The following is a 15,386-nucleotide window of genomic DNA, read 5'->3' as shown; positions in this document are numbered from 1 at the left end:
CGTCAAATTAGGCCAGGGCTTCCTCCAGCTTTTGCTTGGCCCACAGAGAAGCGTAGAGGCCCTTCTCGTCCGCCAGCAATTCGGCATGGGATCCCTTCTGCACGAGGCGGCCCTGGTCCATCACCCAAATCTGATCGGCCTCCACCGCAGCCGTGAGGCGATGGGTGATGAAGATCACCGTTTTCTGGGCCGTGGTCTGGCGCAGATGGCGGAGGATGGCTTGGGCCGTCTGATTGTCCACGCTGGAGAGAGAGTCATCCAGGATCAAGATGGGAGCATCCACCAGCAAAGCCCGGGCCAAGGCCACCCGCTGTCGCTGGCCACCGGAGAGGGTAATGCCCCGCTCTCCCACCAGAGTGTCGTAGCCGTTGGGAAAGTTGAGGATCTCGGCGTGGATGTGGGCGGCTTTGGCAGCCCATTCCACCTCCCAATCTTCGGCATCCGGCTTGCCGTAGCGAATGTTATCCCGGACCGTGGCGCTGAACAGGAAGCTCTCCTGGGGCACATAGGCAATGGCCCGCCGCAGGGATCCCAGTTGCAGACGGGTGATATCCCGCCCATCCAAAAACAGTTGCCCCGGCTGGATCTCCAGCAGCCGAGGAAGGGCATTGGCCAGAGTGGACTTGCCCGCCCCAATCGGCCCCACCACCGCCACCATCTGGCCCGGTTCTATGCAAAAGTGCAAATCCTCTAGAGCCGGAGCTGCCGCAGGGCCGGCAAAAGCAAAGGTAAGACCCCTAGCCTCGATGCGGCCCTGCACCTTTTCCAGCGGCAGCGGTAGAGCCGCGGGGGCGTCACAGATGGTGGGCTGCACCCTCAGCAGGGCGTCGATCCGCTCCAAGCTGACCTGGCCCTGCTGGTAGACGCTGAGGGTAAAACCCAGGAGGGTGGTGGGAAACACCAACCGTTCCACGTAGAGGGTGATGGCCGAAAAATCCCCGATCGTCAGCGTCCCGGCTGCAATTTGCGGCCCCCCCACCGCCAGCAGCAGCAACAAGCTTAGGCTGACCAGCGCCACCAAAGAAGGGAAAAGCAAGTTGCGAGTGAGGGCCAAGCGCAAATTGGCCTGCAGCAGCCGCTGGTTCTGGCGGCGAAACTCCCGCTGCTCGTGCTGTTCCTGGCTGTACACCTTGATCAGGGCAATGCCGTTCAGATCTTCTTGGATGAGATCGCTCAGATCTGCCAACTCCTGCTGCACCTGGAGCTGCTCCTGCTGCAGGCGGGCACTGCTCAGCTTGACCAAGACCAACATCACCGGAAACACCGATAGGGCCAGTGCGCTGAGGCGGGGCTCGATGCCAAACATGGCGGGCAAGGTGGTGGCATAGGCAAAGATCGTGTTGGCCAAATTGAGTAGGGCAAAGCCCAACAGGCGGCGGATGTTTTCCACATCGCTGGTGATGCGGGTGAGAATGTCCCCAATGGTCTGCTGGGCAAAGTAGGAAGGCTGCAGGGTGAGCAAATGCTCGAAGATGGCTTGCTTGAGGTGAAACTCCACCTGCCGTCCCACCCCAAACATCCACACCCGCGAGGCAATGCGAATGCCCATCATCAGGCTGGAGACGACCAGCACCGTTAGGGCGTAAAGGGCAATGCGCCGGGCCGACAAAGTGGCCAGGTTCTGGCTGAGGTCATCGATGACCAGCTTGACGTACCAGGGCAGGAACACCCCCAGGCCATTGACCAGGAGCAGGGATCCAATGCCCAACCCCACCTGTCGTCGATAGGGGCGCAGATAATGGGCCAATTGTCGGAGATGGGATCCGGTCACTCACTTGCTCCCTGCATCCTCTTCCACTCTAGCGTTCAGCCGGATCCCCCCGGTAGGGATCAGACCAGAACCTGAGCCGGGGCTTGCTGGGCCAGTTGCGCCGTTTCCCGCCGTGCCCAGGCATCTGCCTGCAAAATGTCCTCCAGGCTGGGATCGGCAATGACTTGATGCCGCTCACAAACCCGCTCCAAGAGACGGGGAATATCCAAAAAACGGATGCGCTCCTGCAAGAACAGGGCCACCGCCGCTTCGTTGGCCGCATTCAACACTGCCGGCAGAGTTCCCCCCCTCCGTCCAGCGGCATAGGCCAACTCCATGCAGGGGTACTTGCGGTGATCCGGAGCCTTAAAGGTGAGGGATCCCAGCTTGACCAAATCGAGGGGATCCCAGGGGGTGGCCAGGCGTTCCGGCCAACTGAGGCCGTAGAGGATGGGCAGGTGCATGTCCGGCCAGCCCAACTGGGCCAGAACCGAGGTATCGGCCAGCTCGATCAGGGAGTGGACAATGCTCTGCGGGTGGATGAGGATGTCGATGTGGTCGTAGTCCAGGCCGAAGAGCCAGTGGGCCTCGATCACCTCCAGGCCCTTGTTCATTAGGGTAGCCGAGTCGATGGTGATTTTGCGCCCCATCACCCAATTGGGATGCTTGAGGGCATCGGCCAGGGTGACCTGATCCAATTTTTCGGCAGGCCAATCCCGAAAGGCCCCCCCCGAGGCAGTCAACAGGATTCTTCGCAGGGATCCCGCGGGCACCCCCTGTAAACACTGGAAAATGGCCGAATGCTCAGAGTCGACGGGGATCAGGTTCACCCCGTACTGCCGCACCAAGGGCAGCACCACCGGCCCCCCTGCCACCAGGGTTTCTTTGTTGGCCAGGGCAATGTCTTTGCCGGCACGGATGGCCGCCAGGGTTGGCAACAAACCGGCGCAGCCGACGATCCCCGTCACCACCCGCTGGGCCGCCGGGTGAGCCGCCACCTGACACAGCCCCTCCGTTCCGGCCACCAACTCCGGCAGCGGTCGGATCCCCGTTAGCAGCGACCGCAGCTCCGGCAGCAGCTCCTCCCGGCCAATGGCAACCATCTGGGGCCGAAACCGCCGCACCTGCTCGGCCAAGAGGTCAACGTTGCTGTAGCTGGTCAGGCCAACAACCTGAAAACGCTCTGGATACTGGGCCACCAAGTCCAGAGTTTGGGTGCCAATCGAGCCGGTGGAGCCGAGCAAGGTGATGGCTTGCATAAAGGATCCCTTTACCCCTGAAAGAGCGTGACGTCCTCCCAACGCAGACTTCCCCTCGCGCAACTTGCCCAAGGACTCCGTCCCGCTATTGCGAACGGCCCCACCTCGCGTTCGGGGATCCCTGCCTCACGCCCCTTCATCTTATTCTTATCTGGTTCTGATCTGGAATCTGTGTGCTCCCTCCGATCCCCGACAGCGGGATCCTATGCGGCTGTGGGGTCCGCGATGCCCCCCTTCCCCAGATTTTGGTTTCAAACCTTTCCCGACTGAGAACGCAGCCACTGGCTGAGCAGCGCCTCGATCAGCTCCGAAAGATCTTGATCCGATTCCAACAGGATGCGCTTCACGGCTCGGTGAGTCTCTTTGGGGATTTGACATACTCCCCTGCCTAAAGGCAGGGGATTCTGGTTCCTGGTTCTGCGACAGCACTTACCGTATTGGGTTGCCCCTCCACGACAGCGGTGCTCATCTCCCCAGGCGTTCCCCCTTTCGGGGCGGTTCCCTTTTGCCCAAAGGTACCGTTGTTCCACTCCCCACCCAACAACTCCAACCCTTTGCGCAGGATGTTGATGGCCGCATTCTCATCTCGGTCAATCACCACCCCACACCGCGGGCAGCGGTGAGTGCGAGTGGACAGCGTCTTCTTCACCCGATGGCCACAATGAGAACAGTCCTGACTGGTGTACTGGGGCGGCACGGCCACCACCACCTTGTTGAAGACCTTCCCGTAGTAGTCGAGCCACCCGGTGAATAAACTCCAGCCGGCATCGTGAATCGACTTGGCCAAGTGGTGATTCCGCACCAAGTTACGCACCTGTAAGTCCTCGTACGCCACGACGTCGTGAGACGCCACCACGCACCGGGCCAACTTGATGACCCAGTCTCTACGCTGGCGCTGGACTTTCAGGTGTACCTTGCCCAGCCGCTTCCGCTGCTTGTGGTAGTTCTTGGATTGAGGTTTGGCCCCTCTCCGTTCGCGTAAGCGGGACGGAGTCCTTAACTTCCGACTTAGCCTGCGCTGCTCTCGCTTCAACCTCCTTTCGGCGCGACGCAAAAACTGGGGGCACTCTACCTTGTTTCCGTGGCTGTCGGTGTAGAAGTGCGTCAAGCCCACATCCAGCCCCACCGCCTGGCCGGTGTACTCCACCTGCTCACGACGGTCTACGTCCAGACAGAACTGGGCGTAGTAGCCATCGGCCCTGCGTATGACCCGCACCCGGTTGATTTTCAGGGTGAGGATGTCCCGCCGTGCCTCGCCGTTGCAGTAGAGGGCAAAAGTACCCGCATGGAAGCCGTCCGTGAAGGTGAGGAACATTCCATCCTGGGAGAGCTTCCAGCCGGAGACTTTGTACTCCACGGAGCGACAGTGTTTCTGGAACTGGGGATAGCCTTTTTGGGCTGCCTGGTTCTGGCAGCGGCGGTAAAAGTTGGAAATAGCAGACCAAGCTCGCTCGGCACTGGCTTGTCGGGCAGAGGAGTTGAGCTTCTGGGCGAAGGGGAACTCCTGAGCCAAGTCCTTGCAGAGGGAGTACAACGTGGCCCTGTTCACCCCCTGATGATCCATCCAGTGGCGCAGGCACTTGTTGCGCACAAACTGGGCAGTACGAATGGCCTCATCCAGGGCTTGGTACTGCTGGGCTGTGCCGTTGAGGAGCTTGGCTTCGAGGACGCGCATGGGCCCACTCTAGCGCAGGTTAGCAAGATAAAAGCCGCCCTGGTCGCGTCAGCGGGCCGTAGGCCTTAGGGCGGGGCTTTAGACCCAGTTTTTTGGTAACTGTTCCGAGGTGGGACGGGCAGGGGTGTCAATCACCGTGTGCTGAAAGCCTGTGGGCGTGGGAGTGGTGGGATCCCCGGCCAATACCTTGATAGGAAAGGATGATCCCCGTTCTGCCCAGCGAGAGGCCGAGCGATTGGGATCGGCGTCGATCAACAGGGCCATCCCCGACCCACCCAAAGGGGCTGCCCCTTGTTTTTGCTGAAGGTAGAGGGCCAGGTGTACCGCCGTGGTGGTTTTGCCCACGCCCCCTTTGAACCCCAAGACCGCGATATTCATCTGCCACACACCCTCCCACCCTGGTTTTACTGCCCAGTTGCGCAGGCGGCAAGAGGCTAAAGTGCGCATCGCCACGTTGGGTCTTGGGGCAAATCGGAAGAGCCGGGCGCGGGGAGAAGTTCTCCCGGTTCCGCAATCTTTAGGCTTCGCCGGTAGGATATCCTTGGCTGGCATAACCGGCTGGCTTTGGAGAATCTGACCATGCCTCATCTCTCGCGATCCCATTCCTCCTTGGGCTTGGCTCGCTCTTGGTCTATTCCGCTGGGGTTGTGTCTGGCCTTGAGTGTGAGCGCCTGTGGCGGCGGGGGTTCCAGTCGCCCGCTTCCCCCAGTCTCAGCTCCTCCCACAGGACGAATTGAGGGATCCCATTTCGACGATCTCAACGGCAATGGGCTGCGGGATCCGGGGGAGCCGGGGCTGCCGGGCATCGCCACCTTTTTGGACTTAAACGGCAATGGCCGCCTCGACCCGGGGGAGCCCAGCACCGTCAGCGACGGCGGCGGCAACTTCCGCTTCTCCAACTTGCCCCCTGGCACCTACCGCGTCACCGCCCTTTTGCCCCCAGGGCGAATCTTCACCACGCCGCGCTCAGGCTTGGGGCTGGAGCGGATTGTGGGCGGCAGACCTGCTCCCGAAGGGGCCTTTCCCTGGATGGTGGCCTTGCTGAACGCGGCTGAGCCGGATCCCTTTCAAGCGCAGTTTTGCGGCGGATCCCTGATCGCGCCGGAGTGGGTAGTTACCGCTGCCCATTGTTTTTTCGACGAACAAGGCAAGCAGGTAGTGAGTGCCCAAAATCTGGATCTGCTGTTGGGTACCAACCGCTTGCAAATCGGTGCCGGCCAACGCATTCGCGCCGCGCAAATTGTCCTCAACCCCGGCTACAACCCCCAGGTGGGAAAACTTGGGGGGAACGACATTGCCCTGGTGCGCCTTTCTCGGCCAGTGGCTCTGGCCACCCTGCCGCTGGTGCAGCCCAACCAAACCAACCTGACAGCTCCCGGCACTGCCGCCACCATCCTCGGCTGGGGAGCTACCTTCCCCCGTGCTCTGGACAACGAGGAACCCAGCGGCTTTCCCCGAGATTTGCAGCAGGCCACCGTTCCCATCGTCTCCAATGCGGTGTGCAATGCGCCCCAATCCTACAATGGCACCATTTTAGATACCATGCTCTGCGCCGGCTTTCCCCAGGGAGGAGTCGATACGTGTCAGGCTGATAGCGGTGGGCCTTTGATTGTGTCCAGTGGCACGGGTTTTGCCCTGGCCGGGATCACCAGTTTTGGCAGAGGCTGCGCCCAGCCCAATTTCTATGGGGTGTATACGCGGGTGTCTAGCTTTGTGGGTTTTGTGCAATCGGTAATCGGCAGTGCCCCCAGCCCAACTCCAGCACCCTCTCCCCCGCCCCCCACTGAGACAATGGCCTCATTTGTTGTGAATTTGAGGGAAGGTGAGGTGGTTTCGGGGCTCAACTTTGGCAGCCGGGCGCAGTGAACACGAACTGTGGCAGCAAGCAGTGGTGTGGCGATCGTTTAGCTAGGCCGCCGTTCGCGCTAGCGGGACGGAGTCCTTGAAGCCCCGCCCTCTGTCCGTAGGACGAGGGTCGGAATGAAAGGCGGACATCCCCTGTTCTATAATCAGCCTGGCTGTGCAAAACGGCATTGCCGGAATCTGGTACAGCTACGCGGTGGGGCATCCCGTGTCTGCTCGTGGAGGGTTCTTGCACTAGCTCCCCAATGAAGCGAGAAGCCCGCTCCGTACCGCCAGCAGTCGGAGTCGGGAGTATGTCACGATAGGGATCCCTGTTGTAACCGAGTCCATCCCATTGATTGACGGAGGAGATGTCTTGCTTATGACCCAAGTGACGATTGGCGAAAACGAAGGGATCGAATCGGCGCTGCGCCGCTTCAAGCGCCAGGTTTCTAAGGCGGGCATTTTGCGGGATTTGCGCAACCATCGGCACTTTGAAACCAACCTAGAAAAGCGCAAGCGCAAAGCGGTGGCCGTCCGGCGCAACCGCCGCAAGTCCATGGCCTAGGCTACTGCCGACACTCGGAAATCTGAACCCCTCTGAACAGGGCTTGTGGCCTTGCCTGAGGTTCTGACGTTAGTTTCTCGGAATCTGGGTTGGGCCAGCCTGCAGGGATCCGCTCAACACGTTAATTTCCAGCATCAGTTCTTCGCCAACATAGCTCTCGGGCAAAGGAGCAAAGGGGGCTGAGCGCTGGATGGCACTGAGCACGGCTGCATCCAACAGGGGATCTTCTGAGGGGGTTTGCAGGCGCAGTTCCCGCAGGGATCCCTGTCGATCCAGACGCACCTGCACCACTGTTACGTAGGAGCCGGATGCTCGCCGTACCATCCAGTGTTGGCGAACCCTTTCTTGGAATTGAGCCAAGTAGTCTCCCCAATCCGGATCGGCGGTGGCATTTAGGCTGGGTGGGCCTGCCTGAGAGGACTCGATCCCACTGGTGCGACCGAAGTCGGAGTTGTGGGATCCGGTAGGAAAAGTCGGGGGCAAGGTGGGAGAAGGCTCTTCCAACGGGGCTGCGATCGGCTCTGGAGAGGGCAAAGTTGGATGCGGATCCGCTGGAGCCGACAGGTAGGGTTGTGGCAAAACCTCAGGAGAACTTGCTGCTCTTTCGGGTTGAGGCTTGAGGGATTGAGCAGGAGAGATCTGAGCCGATTTGGTCTCCACTGCTGCTGCCGAGGAGGTAGCCAGTAGGCTTTGCAGATGCTGACGATAGTCCTGCAGTTGCTGGCGCTGTGGAGAGGACAGAGGCCAGTGATCCAGCCATTCTTCCGTCAGATGTAGCGCCTCCGCCCAATTGTGATCGGCAACTGCCTGCTCCAGAGCTGCTAAACCCGCTGACAGATTTTCTAACCTGGCCTCTGGCTGCTGCTGAGGAGAGGCAGAGTTCCGGGCGGGCTGGGGCACCTCAAGCTCCCTTGTCGGCGGAGAAAGGATCTCAGGGACAGGACTCCCTGCGGCTGAGGCGAGCAGAGGCTGTGCCGTTGCAGAAGTGACCTCTACCCATTCACCTGGATTGGCCACTTGCGACTGCCGCACCGATACGTGATCCCGAGGTTCAGAGACACCGGACTCACGGGCGGAGACGGGCGCAATCCACTGCGGCTCTGGGGGCGGCTCGTCTGCCACCTCCACCCACTGAAAGGAGATTATCTCCTCCTCCGGGATCCCAGGCCGCCAACCCATCCAGCTCATCGCCATGAAATGCAACGCGATGAAATGCAACCCTGCCGAGAGCACGTTGGCCAGCCCCAGGCGCCAAGGTAAGGAGCGGCGTTCCTGCTGTCGTTCTTGTTGAGAACGGCTGAGGCGGGGCTCTGGATCCGTCAGTTGGTTTGGCCGGCTCTCAGCAGCCGGTTCTGGTTTGGGGGAGGTGGACTCTGCAGTAGGTTGGGCCGGGATCCCTGTGCTACAAGGATCTCGAGCGGGGTTCAATTCGTTTTGCACCTTTCCACCTCTCCCCACAGCCACATGCCAACAGAAGCCCACTGACACTTTTCTACTTCCCTCAATCAATAGCCCATCTCTGGATAGAGGGGGAGTTGTCGATGTCCAAACGCGACCGCTGTGGCAGGGCAAAGCTGTGTTGGCTTATACGGACTTCGGGTATTTCGACGCCTACTCTTTTTGCTGAGGGCAATGCTTTGAGTCACCTGGGCTCACGAAAAGCCAGCTCATGATTCTCCGAACTAGAGCTTGTGGAGCGGGTTTATGCTTGTTACCCAGCAACCTGTCCTGAGGCGGTTTTGGTACCCCGTGATCCCGATGTCGGCCCTGGAAACCGGCCCACAAGCTTTCACGCTGCTGAAGACCCCTTTGGTGCTTTGGCTCAATGAGTTGGGGCAGCCCTGCGCCGTCTTGGATCGTTGCTGCCATCGCTCGGCCCAACTTTCCAAAGGGGTTGTTTGCAATGGCCACATCCGCTGTCCCTATCACGGCTGGGAATTTGACGGCTCTGGCACCTGTGTGAAGGTGCCCCAACTTACAGACAACTTCATCCCCCCTACCTACAAGGTGGAGGGGTTTCGCTGCCAAGAGCGCTATGGCTATGTTTGGGTGGCATTGGCGGATCCCTTGACCGATATTCCCGAGATCTCAGAGGTGGCGGATCCCCGGTTTCGCCAAATTCATCAGTTCTATGAGGTCTGGAAATGCGCCGGCCTGCGCCTGATGGAAAACTCCTTTGACAATGCCCATCCCCACTTCGTCCATCAGCAGAGCTTTGGGGTGATCTCCGAGCCTGTACCCCCCGATCTGGACAGCCTTGAAGAGCTGGAGTACGGCCTTCGGGCCACCTCTGTTTTGCCGGTGTTCAACAGTGACTTGCAGAAGCAAAACTTGCGGATGTCAGAGGATCGCACAGTGCGTATCCTGGAGGGCACCTGGTTTATGCCTTTTGGTCGCAAGCTCAAAATCACCTACCCCAACGGCCTCATCCACATCATTTTCACAGGGGCTGCCCCCATCGACGACCAAACCTCACAGGTGGTGCAATTCTGTTTACGCAACGATTCGGAAGCAGAGGTGAGTGCTGAGAGTATCATCGCCTTCGATCGACAGGTAACCCTTGAGGATCAATGGGTTCTGGAAAGCACCGACTACGATGTTCCCCTCGATATCAAGGTGGAGCAGCACATGTTCACGGATAAACCCGGCATTGTCATGCGTCGCAAGCTGGCTGCCCTCTTGAAAGCTCACGGAGAGGTGGAAGCGCGGCGGAGCAGGGATCCCGAACCCACGCCAATGGTCGGGCAGACCCAAAAGAGGGGCCGGAGCAGCCCCCCTTGGGTTTGAGAGTCTTGATTAGATTCCTCGTCAGAGCAGGGAGAGGCGCTCTCCTCGTAACTGGAACTACTTGATCTTGACGGTGGCGCCGGCTTCTTCCAGCTTCTTCTTGATGTCGTTGGCTTCCTCTTTGGCAACCCCTTCTTTGACGGGTTTGGGAGCCGCCTCGACCAGATCTTTGGCATCCTTCAGACCCAAGCCGGTCAACTCGCGCACCACCTTGAGGATGGCGATCTTCTTGTCGGCTGGCACAGCCTCGAGGATGACATCAAAGGCAGTTTGCTCTTCCACCGGCTCAGGGGCTGCCGCCGGAGCTGCCGCCGCCGCTGCCACAGGAGCTGCCATGACCATGCCGCCGGCTGGGGCTGCTGCACTGACGCCAAAGGTTTCCTCGATGGCTTTCACCAGCTCGGAAGCTTCCAGCAAGCTCAAGGCTTTCAACTCTTCCAAAATCTTTGCAACGCGCTCTGAAGACATGATGGTTTCTCCTTGGGGGTAACAGAATCGATACACAGGTTTGGGCTGATGAACTGAAGCCCTTTATGCGGCCTCCTTGTCGGCAATGGCCCGGATGGCCCGCCCCAGAGAGGCTGGGATCTCGTGGATACCGCGCGCCACTTGCGTGGGCACAGCATTGAGCCCGACCGCCAGGCCGGTGGCCACCGACTTGAGGCTGCCCGCCACTTGGGCCATGAGCACTTCCTTGGGCGGTAGCTCGGCGATGGCCTTGGCCTGCTCCAAGGTCAGGGATAGCCCTTCAATGCCAGCACCGCGGAACTCGGTTTTCTTGGTTTGCTTGGCAAAATCTTGATACGCCTTCAGGGCGGCTGAAATATCGCCCCGAATCAAGATAAAGGCCGTCGGCCCCGCCAAAAAGGGAATGATCCCTGCCCAAGCTTTTTGGTCGGCAATGGCTCGCCGCATCAGGGTATTCTTAACAACCATGCAAACCGAATCCGACTTGCGCAGCTCTGCCCGCAGTTGGTCCATCTCCGCAACGGTCAGCCCCTTGTAGTCGATCACCAGCACCATTTGGCTGGCCTGCAGCAGGGATCGGACTTTATCGACGATCTCCGCTTTCTTCGCTAAAGGTTGCTTGCCCATGCGCTCACCTCCTTTGTTGTCAATGGTCACCCAGGGTTGAACGGGTGGTGAATCTGGGTTCTACCAAACAGAATGCGCCCCAGCCGTAGCCGAGACGCATTGAGATAAGCGCATCATCAAAAGCGATCCAAGAAGGGATCCCTTTGAACTTCGCTCAAACCTCGGCAGGAGATTAAGCCCGCGGGCACCTGCTGTCTTCGGCTTGCTATTCAACTGGGGAAAAACGCTCTGCCGGGATCCTCCTCCAAATTCACCCACTCAAACTCTTCTCAACCCATCGCGGCACCGAAGCAAGGCTTAAGTTGCCAACTTCAGCTCCCGCAGGGCATTGATATCAACCTCAATCGAGGGCCCCATTGTAGCAGAAACGTGTAGGGTTCGCCAATACTTGCCCTTGGCTCCAGAAGGACGGTTGCGATCGATGGACTCCTGCACCGCTTTTAGGTTCTCCAGCAGAGCTTCGACGGGGAACTTGCACTTGCCGAAGATCAAATGCACAATGCCGGTGCGATCTGCCCGATACTCCAGCTTGCCGGCTTTAAACTCTTTGATCGCCTGGGCCAGATCCATGGTCACCGTTCCCCCCTTGGGAGAAGGCATGAGGCCGCGCGGCCCCAACAGCCGCCCCAGCTTAGCCACCTGGGGCATCACATCGGGGGTGGCGATCAGAAGGTCAAAATCCATCATGCCCTTGCTGATTTCCTCGATCAGGTCTTCATATCCAACCCGATCCGCCCCTGCATTTTGGGCCTCCACCACTTTCTCGCCGCGGGCAATCACCGCCACTCGGATTTCTTGGCCGGTGCCCCTGGGCAAGACCACGGTGGTGCGCAGTTGTTGGTCGGCGTACTTGGGATCGATCCCCAGGCGGATGTGAACCTCTGCCGCCTCCTCAAATTTGGCGGTGGCCGTCTCCTTCATCAGGGCCAAAGCGGCTTCGGGAGCATAGGCAATGGGCTTCACCTTCTCCCGCAAAGCCTGCATACGTTTGGAAAGTTTTCGAGCCATCGTTTCTCCTCGGGGTACTGACGAGAACTTCTCTCCCCCACAGTGGTTTGCTGAAACAACTTCAAGACCGTGAACACCTCAGATAGGGCAAGGGATCCCTCAATCCACCACCGTCACCCCCATGCTGCGGGCAGTTCCGGCGATAATTTTCATGGCCGCCTCCACATCGTGGGCATTCAAATCCGGCAGCTTCTGCTCGGCGATCTGGCGCAGTTGAGCTCGGGTCAGGGATCCCACCTTGGTTTTGTGGGGCTCGCTGGAGCCGGACTCAATGCCCAGGGCCTTCTTGATCAACACCGAAGCCGGCGGCGTCTTGAGGACGAAGGTAAAGCTGCGATCCTCGAAGATGGAGATCTCAACCGGTACCACCATCCCGGCCTGATCCGCCGTCTTGGCGTTGTACTCCTTACAAAAGGCCATGATGTTGACCCCGTGTTGACCCAAGGCTGGGCCAATGGGGGGAGCGGGGGTGGCCTTGCCCGCCTGAATGGCCAACTTGACCACGGCCACCAACTTCTTAGCCATGAAACGCAGTTACACCTCTTTTCGCACTTGACCAAACTCTAATTCTACCGGGGTATCGCGCCCGAAAATCGAGATCAACGCCTTGAGCTTGCCCCGTTCTGGGCTGACCTCCACCACCTCGCCGTAGAAACCCTGGAAGGGGCCGGATAGCACCTCGATGCGATCCCCAGGGGCCATGTCGATCTTGAGGGGCACTTCCTCCACCTCGACGCTGCTGAAGATGCGCTGGACTTCGCTTTGGCTGAGGGGACGCGGCGTAACATGCCCCCGACCGCGACCGTAGGCCCGTTTTTCTTCCGTGCCAACAAAGTTGATCACATTGGGGGTTGTTTTCACCACCATCCAAGTGTCGTCGTTCATGTCCATGCGTACCAGGACATAGCCGGGAAAAATCTTCTCCTCTTGCTCCTGGCGCTTGCCGGATCGATCCAGCTTGAAGCCCGTCCGCTTCGGGATCACCACCTCGACAATTTGATCCGCCACATCCAAAGCAGCCGCCCGTTGCATCAGGGTGCTCTTCACTTTGTTCTCGCAGCCTGAGGCCACCTGCACGGCGTACCAGCGCAGGTTGCGACGCTCTTGACCTTCCCCCTCGTCCGGTTCCGGGATCGCGTCTGCAGGCTCAAAGTGCTCCACACGGCCCCCACGACGTTTTCGCTGCTGCTCTGGCCTCATCACCTCACATCCTCCCTGTAGCCATCCTTGAACATGACTCTCTTGCCCCTCAGGACAGAACATCACAAGAACAGCTGAGTGGCTACCCAAGCAAACACTTGATCGACCAGGTAGATGAAGGAAGCAAAAGCCAACACAATCAGTAAGACCCCTACCGACTCGCCGATCAATTGCCGGCGGCTCGGCCAAACGATCTTGCCCAATTCCACACGGGTCTCGTGAATGAAGCCCGGGATCCCTTTGGGTGCGGTGGAACTGTCTTTGGAGTGACCCCGGCTGGCGGGATCCAAACGCTGTTCCGTATCGGCTTTGCTGGAGGGGGTGCTCTTAACCACGGCAGTGTTCTCCTAATGGATCCCGAAAACGGTGTACCGCATTTCAGCAGGCACGGGATCGGCTTTGCGATCCTAACAGATTTACCGGGAATGGGATCCAACCTTAGGGAGTGGGGGTGGGCTCAGGTGCCAAGGAACCGGGAGAAAGCGGGAGGGAGCGGCGGCGGGATTGGTTAAATTGCTCCACAGCAGCATCGACGCTGGCCTTGCCGTCCCAACGGGAAGCGGCACTTTGGCGAGAGAGGAAGTCGGCAGCCCGGAAGAGATTGTTGACGTTAATGCTGGTGCCATCGAACAGAGAGGGATTGCTGTCGCGGCGAATGGCATCGTTGACACTTCCGCTTTGGGCCAGGGCCACCCCAGAACCGCTCAGAACCGAGCTCAAGGCCATTCCCACCAGGAGCAGTGCTGGGGGCGAGGGGATCCCACGCCAGCAGACGGGCGATGGATTCAGGAGACGGTTGAGAAGCTTGCCGAGCATGATTTATTTCTCCGCTTCGTTTACACGAGGGTGCTGCTCCGCCAGCCCCTCTACCAACAACTGCTGCTCTTCGGCGGTCAAGGGGCGCTTGGCCAACAGGTCTGGCCGCCTTTGCCAGGTTCGAACCAGCTGCTGCTGCAGACGCCAACGGGCAATTGCTTGATGGTCGCCTGAGAGGAGTACCGGCGGCACCTTGTACCCCTGAAACTCTGGCGGGCGGGTGTACTGAGGATAGTCCAGCAGCCCCGCCTCGAAGCTTTCCCTCTTTAACGAGTCTACCTTGCCCACAGTGCCCGGCAAGAGCCGCACCACGCCGTTGATCAGGGCCAGCGCCGGAATTTCCCCCCCGGTCAGGACAAAATCCCCCAGCGACACCTCGCGGGTGGCCAGGTATTGGCGGATGCGTTCGTCAAAGCCTTCGTACTGGCCACACAGCAGGATCAGCTGCGCCTTCTGGGCCAGCTCCTGCAGCAGCGCCTGGTTTAGCGGTTGCCCCTGGGGCGTCAGCAGAATGATCTCGCAGGGATCCAACCGGGGCAGGGAGGCGACAGCAGCGAAGAAAGGCTCTGGCTTGAGCACCATGCCCACCCCACCCCCGTAGGGCTCATCATCGACACGGCGGTGCTTATCGGTGGCGAAGTCGCGTGGATTGGTGCAGTGGACTTCGGCGATCCCCTGCTGTAGGGCTTTGCCCACCAGCCCAATGCGCAGCGGCGTTTCAAAAAATTCGGGGAAAAGGGTAAGGATATCGAACCGCACAGGACTCAGGACGAGGTGCGCAACCGCTCCAAATCCAGGCGCAAGGACTCAATCTGATGGATCAGCTCCATCAACTCAGCCATCTCTTCTCTGGAGATAGCCGGCTTGTTGGGGGAGGAGGCTGGTGTCGGGGGAGCATTCTCGACAGGCGCTTCAGAGTCAGGACTTGCCGAGGGGGCGTTGGCGGCTGGATCCCTGAGACTCTCAACGTAACGAACTGCCTCCTGCTCGATCAACTCTCCCTTTTGCTCCAGCTCCGCCGCCAGTTGTCCCAAGTCCATCGAAAGGCGGTTGAGGTTTTCGGTGCGCTTTTCCGGGTCTTGCAGGATCTCCACCAGAGCGGTGGCCGTGCCGTAAAAAATGTGGCGAGCCCGCGTGAACCAATCTGAAGAGTGAGAACTCATGGCAGCAGAAAGAGGTGGGTTGTGGATTATTCTAGGCGATCCACCCACCGGGATTGACCCAAGCATTGCAGAGTAAACTACCCGACCCTGACTGCTTCGCAGTACAGGGCGGGCTTTCAGTAGCCCTGCAGTTGGCAAGCCAACCACGAACCTCTAGGCTGGTTTACGACAGCCCCCAAGAGCGCAATCACATTCGCACCATTCAAATCCGCATCCCCTTCCC

At 59.5% G+C, this 15,386-nt stretch carries 17 protein-coding genes and 1 other annotated feature; of the genes, 3 read left to right on the top strand and 14 right to left on the bottom strand.

What is annotated here, in order from left to right:
- Window positions 1–7: 7 nt before the first annotated feature.
- The 4 genes from NW828_RS07550 to NW828_RS07535 form a co-directional block, all read right to left on the bottom strand.
- Window positions 8–1,771 carry an ABC transporter ATP-binding protein gene (locus NW828_RS07550; protein WP_414382953.1) on the bottom strand — a complete coding sequence of 588 codons (1,764 nt, stop codon included), beginning with the start codon at window positions 1,769–1,771 and terminating at the stop codon, window positions 8–10.
- Window positions 1,772–1,830: 59 nt separating this feature from the next.
- Window positions 1,831–3,009: a 1-deoxy-D-xylulose-5-phosphate reductoisomerase gene (locus tag NW828_RS07545; RefSeq protein WP_414382951.1), complete on the bottom strand. Its 1,179-nt coding sequence runs from the start codon at window positions 3,007–3,009 to the stop codon at window positions 1,831–1,833.
- Between the two features lie 388 nt (window positions 3,010–3,397).
- Window positions 3,398–4,684, bottom strand: a complete 1,287-nt coding sequence (locus tag NW828_RS07540) for an RNA-guided endonuclease InsQ/TnpB family protein (protein ID WP_414382950.1) — start codon at window positions 4,682–4,684, stop codon at window positions 3,398–3,400.
- Between the two features lie 78 nt (window positions 4,685–4,762).
- On the bottom strand, window positions 4,763–5,062 hold the full coding sequence (locus tag NW828_RS07535; RefSeq protein WP_414382948.1) for an AAA family ATPase: 300 nt from the start codon (window positions 5,060–5,062) through the stop codon (window positions 4,763–4,765).
- 201 nt (window positions 5,063–5,263) lie between these two features.
- Between NW828_RS07535 and NW828_RS07530 the strand changes: the two genes are divergently transcribed.
- Together NW828_RS07530 and rpsU are read left to right on the top strand one after the other, a co-directional pair.
- The gene (locus tag NW828_RS07530) at window positions 5,264–6,550 is read left to right on the top strand and encodes a trypsin-like serine protease (RefSeq protein WP_414382946.1); all 1,287 of its coding nucleotides are present in this window, start codon (window positions 5,264–5,266) and stop codon (window positions 6,548–6,550) included.
- A 358-nt stretch (window positions 6,551–6,908) separates the two neighbouring features.
- Window positions 6,909–7,094 carry a 30S ribosomal protein S21 gene (gene rpsU, locus NW828_RS07525; RefSeq protein ID WP_011432857.1) on the top strand — a complete coding sequence of 62 codons (186 nt, stop codon included), beginning with the start codon at window positions 6,909–6,911 and terminating at the stop codon, window positions 7,092–7,094.
- Window positions 7,095–7,163: 69 nt separating this feature from the next.
- Here the strand turns inward: rpsU and NW828_RS07520 are convergent, their stop codons facing one another.
- Window positions 7,164–8,534, bottom strand: coding sequence for a TonB family protein (locus NW828_RS07520; RefSeq protein ID WP_414382944.1), 1,371 nt, complete (start codon window positions 8,532–8,534; stop codon window positions 7,164–7,166).
- A 264-nt stretch (window positions 8,535–8,798) separates the two neighbouring features.
- Here NW828_RS07520 and NW828_RS07515 point away from each other — a divergent pair, with 264 nt between their 5' ends.
- Window positions 8,799–9,881: a Rieske 2Fe-2S domain-containing protein gene (locus NW828_RS07515; protein ID WP_414382942.1), complete on the top strand. Its 1,083-nt coding sequence runs from the start codon at window positions 8,799–8,801 to the stop codon at window positions 9,879–9,881.
- Between the two features lie 57 nt (window positions 9,882–9,938).
- Here NW828_RS07515 and rplL read toward each other — a convergent pair whose 3' ends face one another.
- The 9 genes from rplL to NW828_RS07470 form a co-directional block, all read right to left on the bottom strand.
- Complete coding sequence (gene rplL, locus NW828_RS07510; protein WP_414329114.1) at window positions 9,939–10,349, bottom strand: 50S ribosomal protein L7/L12; 411 nt, start codon at window positions 10,347–10,349, stop codon at window positions 9,939–9,941.
- Window positions 10,350–10,412: 63 nt separating this feature from the next.
- Window positions 10,413–10,976 carry a 50S ribosomal protein L10 gene (rplJ, locus tag NW828_RS07505; protein WP_011432851.1) on the bottom strand — a complete coding sequence of 188 codons (564 nt, stop codon included), beginning with the start codon at window positions 10,974–10,976 and terminating at the stop codon, window positions 10,413–10,415.
- Between the two features lie 59 nt (window positions 10,977–11,035).
- Window positions 11,036–11,195, bottom strand: a sequence feature (ribosomal protein L10 leader region).
- A gap of 78 nt (window positions 11,196–11,273) precedes the next feature.
- Window positions 11,274–11,984 carry a 50S ribosomal protein L1 gene (gene rplA, locus NW828_RS07500; RefSeq protein ID WP_011432850.1) on the bottom strand — a complete coding sequence of 237 codons (711 nt, stop codon included), beginning with the start codon at window positions 11,982–11,984 and terminating at the stop codon, window positions 11,274–11,276.
- 99 nt (window positions 11,985–12,083) lie between these two features.
- Window positions 12,084–12,509, bottom strand: coding sequence for a 50S ribosomal protein L11 (rplK, locus tag NW828_RS07495; RefSeq protein ID WP_011432849.1), 426 nt, complete (start codon window positions 12,507–12,509; stop codon window positions 12,084–12,086).
- A gap of 9 nt (window positions 12,510–12,518) precedes the next feature.
- Window positions 12,519–13,184, bottom strand: a complete 666-nt coding sequence (nusG, locus tag NW828_RS07490) for a transcription termination/antitermination protein NusG (protein WP_011432848.1) — start codon at window positions 13,182–13,184, stop codon at window positions 12,519–12,521.
- A gap of 62 nt (window positions 13,185–13,246) precedes the next feature.
- Window positions 13,247–13,519: a preprotein translocase subunit SecE gene (gene secE / locus NW828_RS07485; RefSeq protein WP_414382940.1), complete on the bottom strand. Its 273-nt coding sequence runs from the start codon at window positions 13,517–13,519 to the stop codon at window positions 13,247–13,249.
- A 103-nt stretch (window positions 13,520–13,622) separates the two neighbouring features.
- The gene (locus NW828_RS07480) at window positions 13,623–14,000 is read right to left on the bottom strand and encodes a hypothetical protein (protein ID WP_414382938.1); all 378 of its coding nucleotides are present in this window, start codon (window positions 13,998–14,000) and stop codon (window positions 13,623–13,625) included.
- Between the two features lie 3 nt (window positions 14,001–14,003).
- Entirely contained in the window at window positions 14,004–14,759 is a 756-nt protein-coding gene (gene trmD, locus NW828_RS07475; RefSeq protein ID WP_414342776.1) for a tRNA (guanosine(37)-N1)-methyltransferase TrmD, read from the bottom strand.
- A 5-nt stretch (window positions 14,760–14,764) separates the two neighbouring features.
- Complete coding sequence (locus tag NW828_RS07470) at window positions 14,765–15,163, bottom strand: hypothetical protein (RefSeq protein ID WP_414329472.1); 399 nt, start codon at window positions 15,161–15,163, stop codon at window positions 14,765–14,767.
- Window positions 15,164–15,386 lie beyond the last annotated feature (223 nt).

The organism is Synechococcus sp. W55.2 (assembly GCF_047461635.1).
In the GTDB taxonomy this organism is placed as follows: Bacteria; Cyanobacteriota; Cyanobacteriia; order Thermostichales; family Thermostichaceae; genus Thermostichus.
Note: the sequence above shows the minus strand (reverse complement) of the source record. Positions and strands in the feature narration are given on the sequence as shown.

Bases quoted from the DNA above. Each gene is read 5' to 3' on its own strand.
- NW828_RS07545 (WP_414382951.1), bottom strand. From the start codon at position 3,009: ATGCAAGCCATCACCTTGCTCGGCTCCACCGGCTCGATTGGCACCCAA.
- NW828_RS07540 (WP_414382950.1), bottom strand. From the start codon at position 4,684: ATGCGCGTCCTCGAAGCCAAGCTCCTCAACGGCACAGCCCAGCAGTAC.
- NW828_RS07535 (WP_414382948.1), bottom strand. From the start codon at position 5,062: ATGAATATCGCGGTCTTGGGGTTCAAAGGGGGCGTGGGCAAAACCACC.
- NW828_RS07530 (WP_414382946.1), top strand. From the start codon at position 5,264: ATGCCTCATCTCTCGCGATCCCATTCCTCCTTGGGCTTGGCTCGCTCT.
- rpsU (WP_011432857.1), top strand. From the start codon at position 6,909: ATGACCCAAGTGACGATTGGCGAAAACGAAGGGATCGAATCGGCGCTG.
- NW828_RS07515 (WP_414382942.1), top strand. From the start codon at position 8,799: ATGCTTGTTACCCAGCAACCTGTCCTGAGGCGGTTTTGGTACCCCGTG.
- rplL (WP_414329114.1), bottom strand. From the start codon at position 10,349: ATGTCTTCAGAGCGCGTTGCAAAGATTTTGGAAGAGTTGAAAGCCTTG.
- rplJ (WP_011432851.1), bottom strand. From the start codon at position 10,976: ATGGGCAAGCAACCTTTAGCGAAGAAAGCGGAGATCGTCGATAAAGTC.
- rplA (WP_011432850.1), bottom strand. From the start codon at position 11,984: ATGGCTCGAAAACTTTCCAAACGTATGCAGGCTTTGCGGGAGAAGGTG.
- rplK (WP_011432849.1), bottom strand. From the start codon at position 12,509: ATGGCTAAGAAGTTGGTGGCCGTGGTCAAGTTGGCCATTCAGGCGGGC.
- nusG (WP_011432848.1), bottom strand. From the start codon at position 13,184: ATGAGGCCAGAGCAGCAGCGAAAACGTCGTGGGGGCCGTGTGGAGCAC.
- NW828_RS07480 (WP_414382938.1), bottom strand. From the start codon at position 14,000: ATGCTCGGCAAGCTTCTCAACCGTCTCCTGAATCCATCGCCCGTCTGC.
- NW828_RS07470 (WP_414329472.1), bottom strand. From the start codon at position 15,163: ATGAGTTCTCACTCTTCAGATTGGTTCACGCGGGCTCGCCACATTTTT.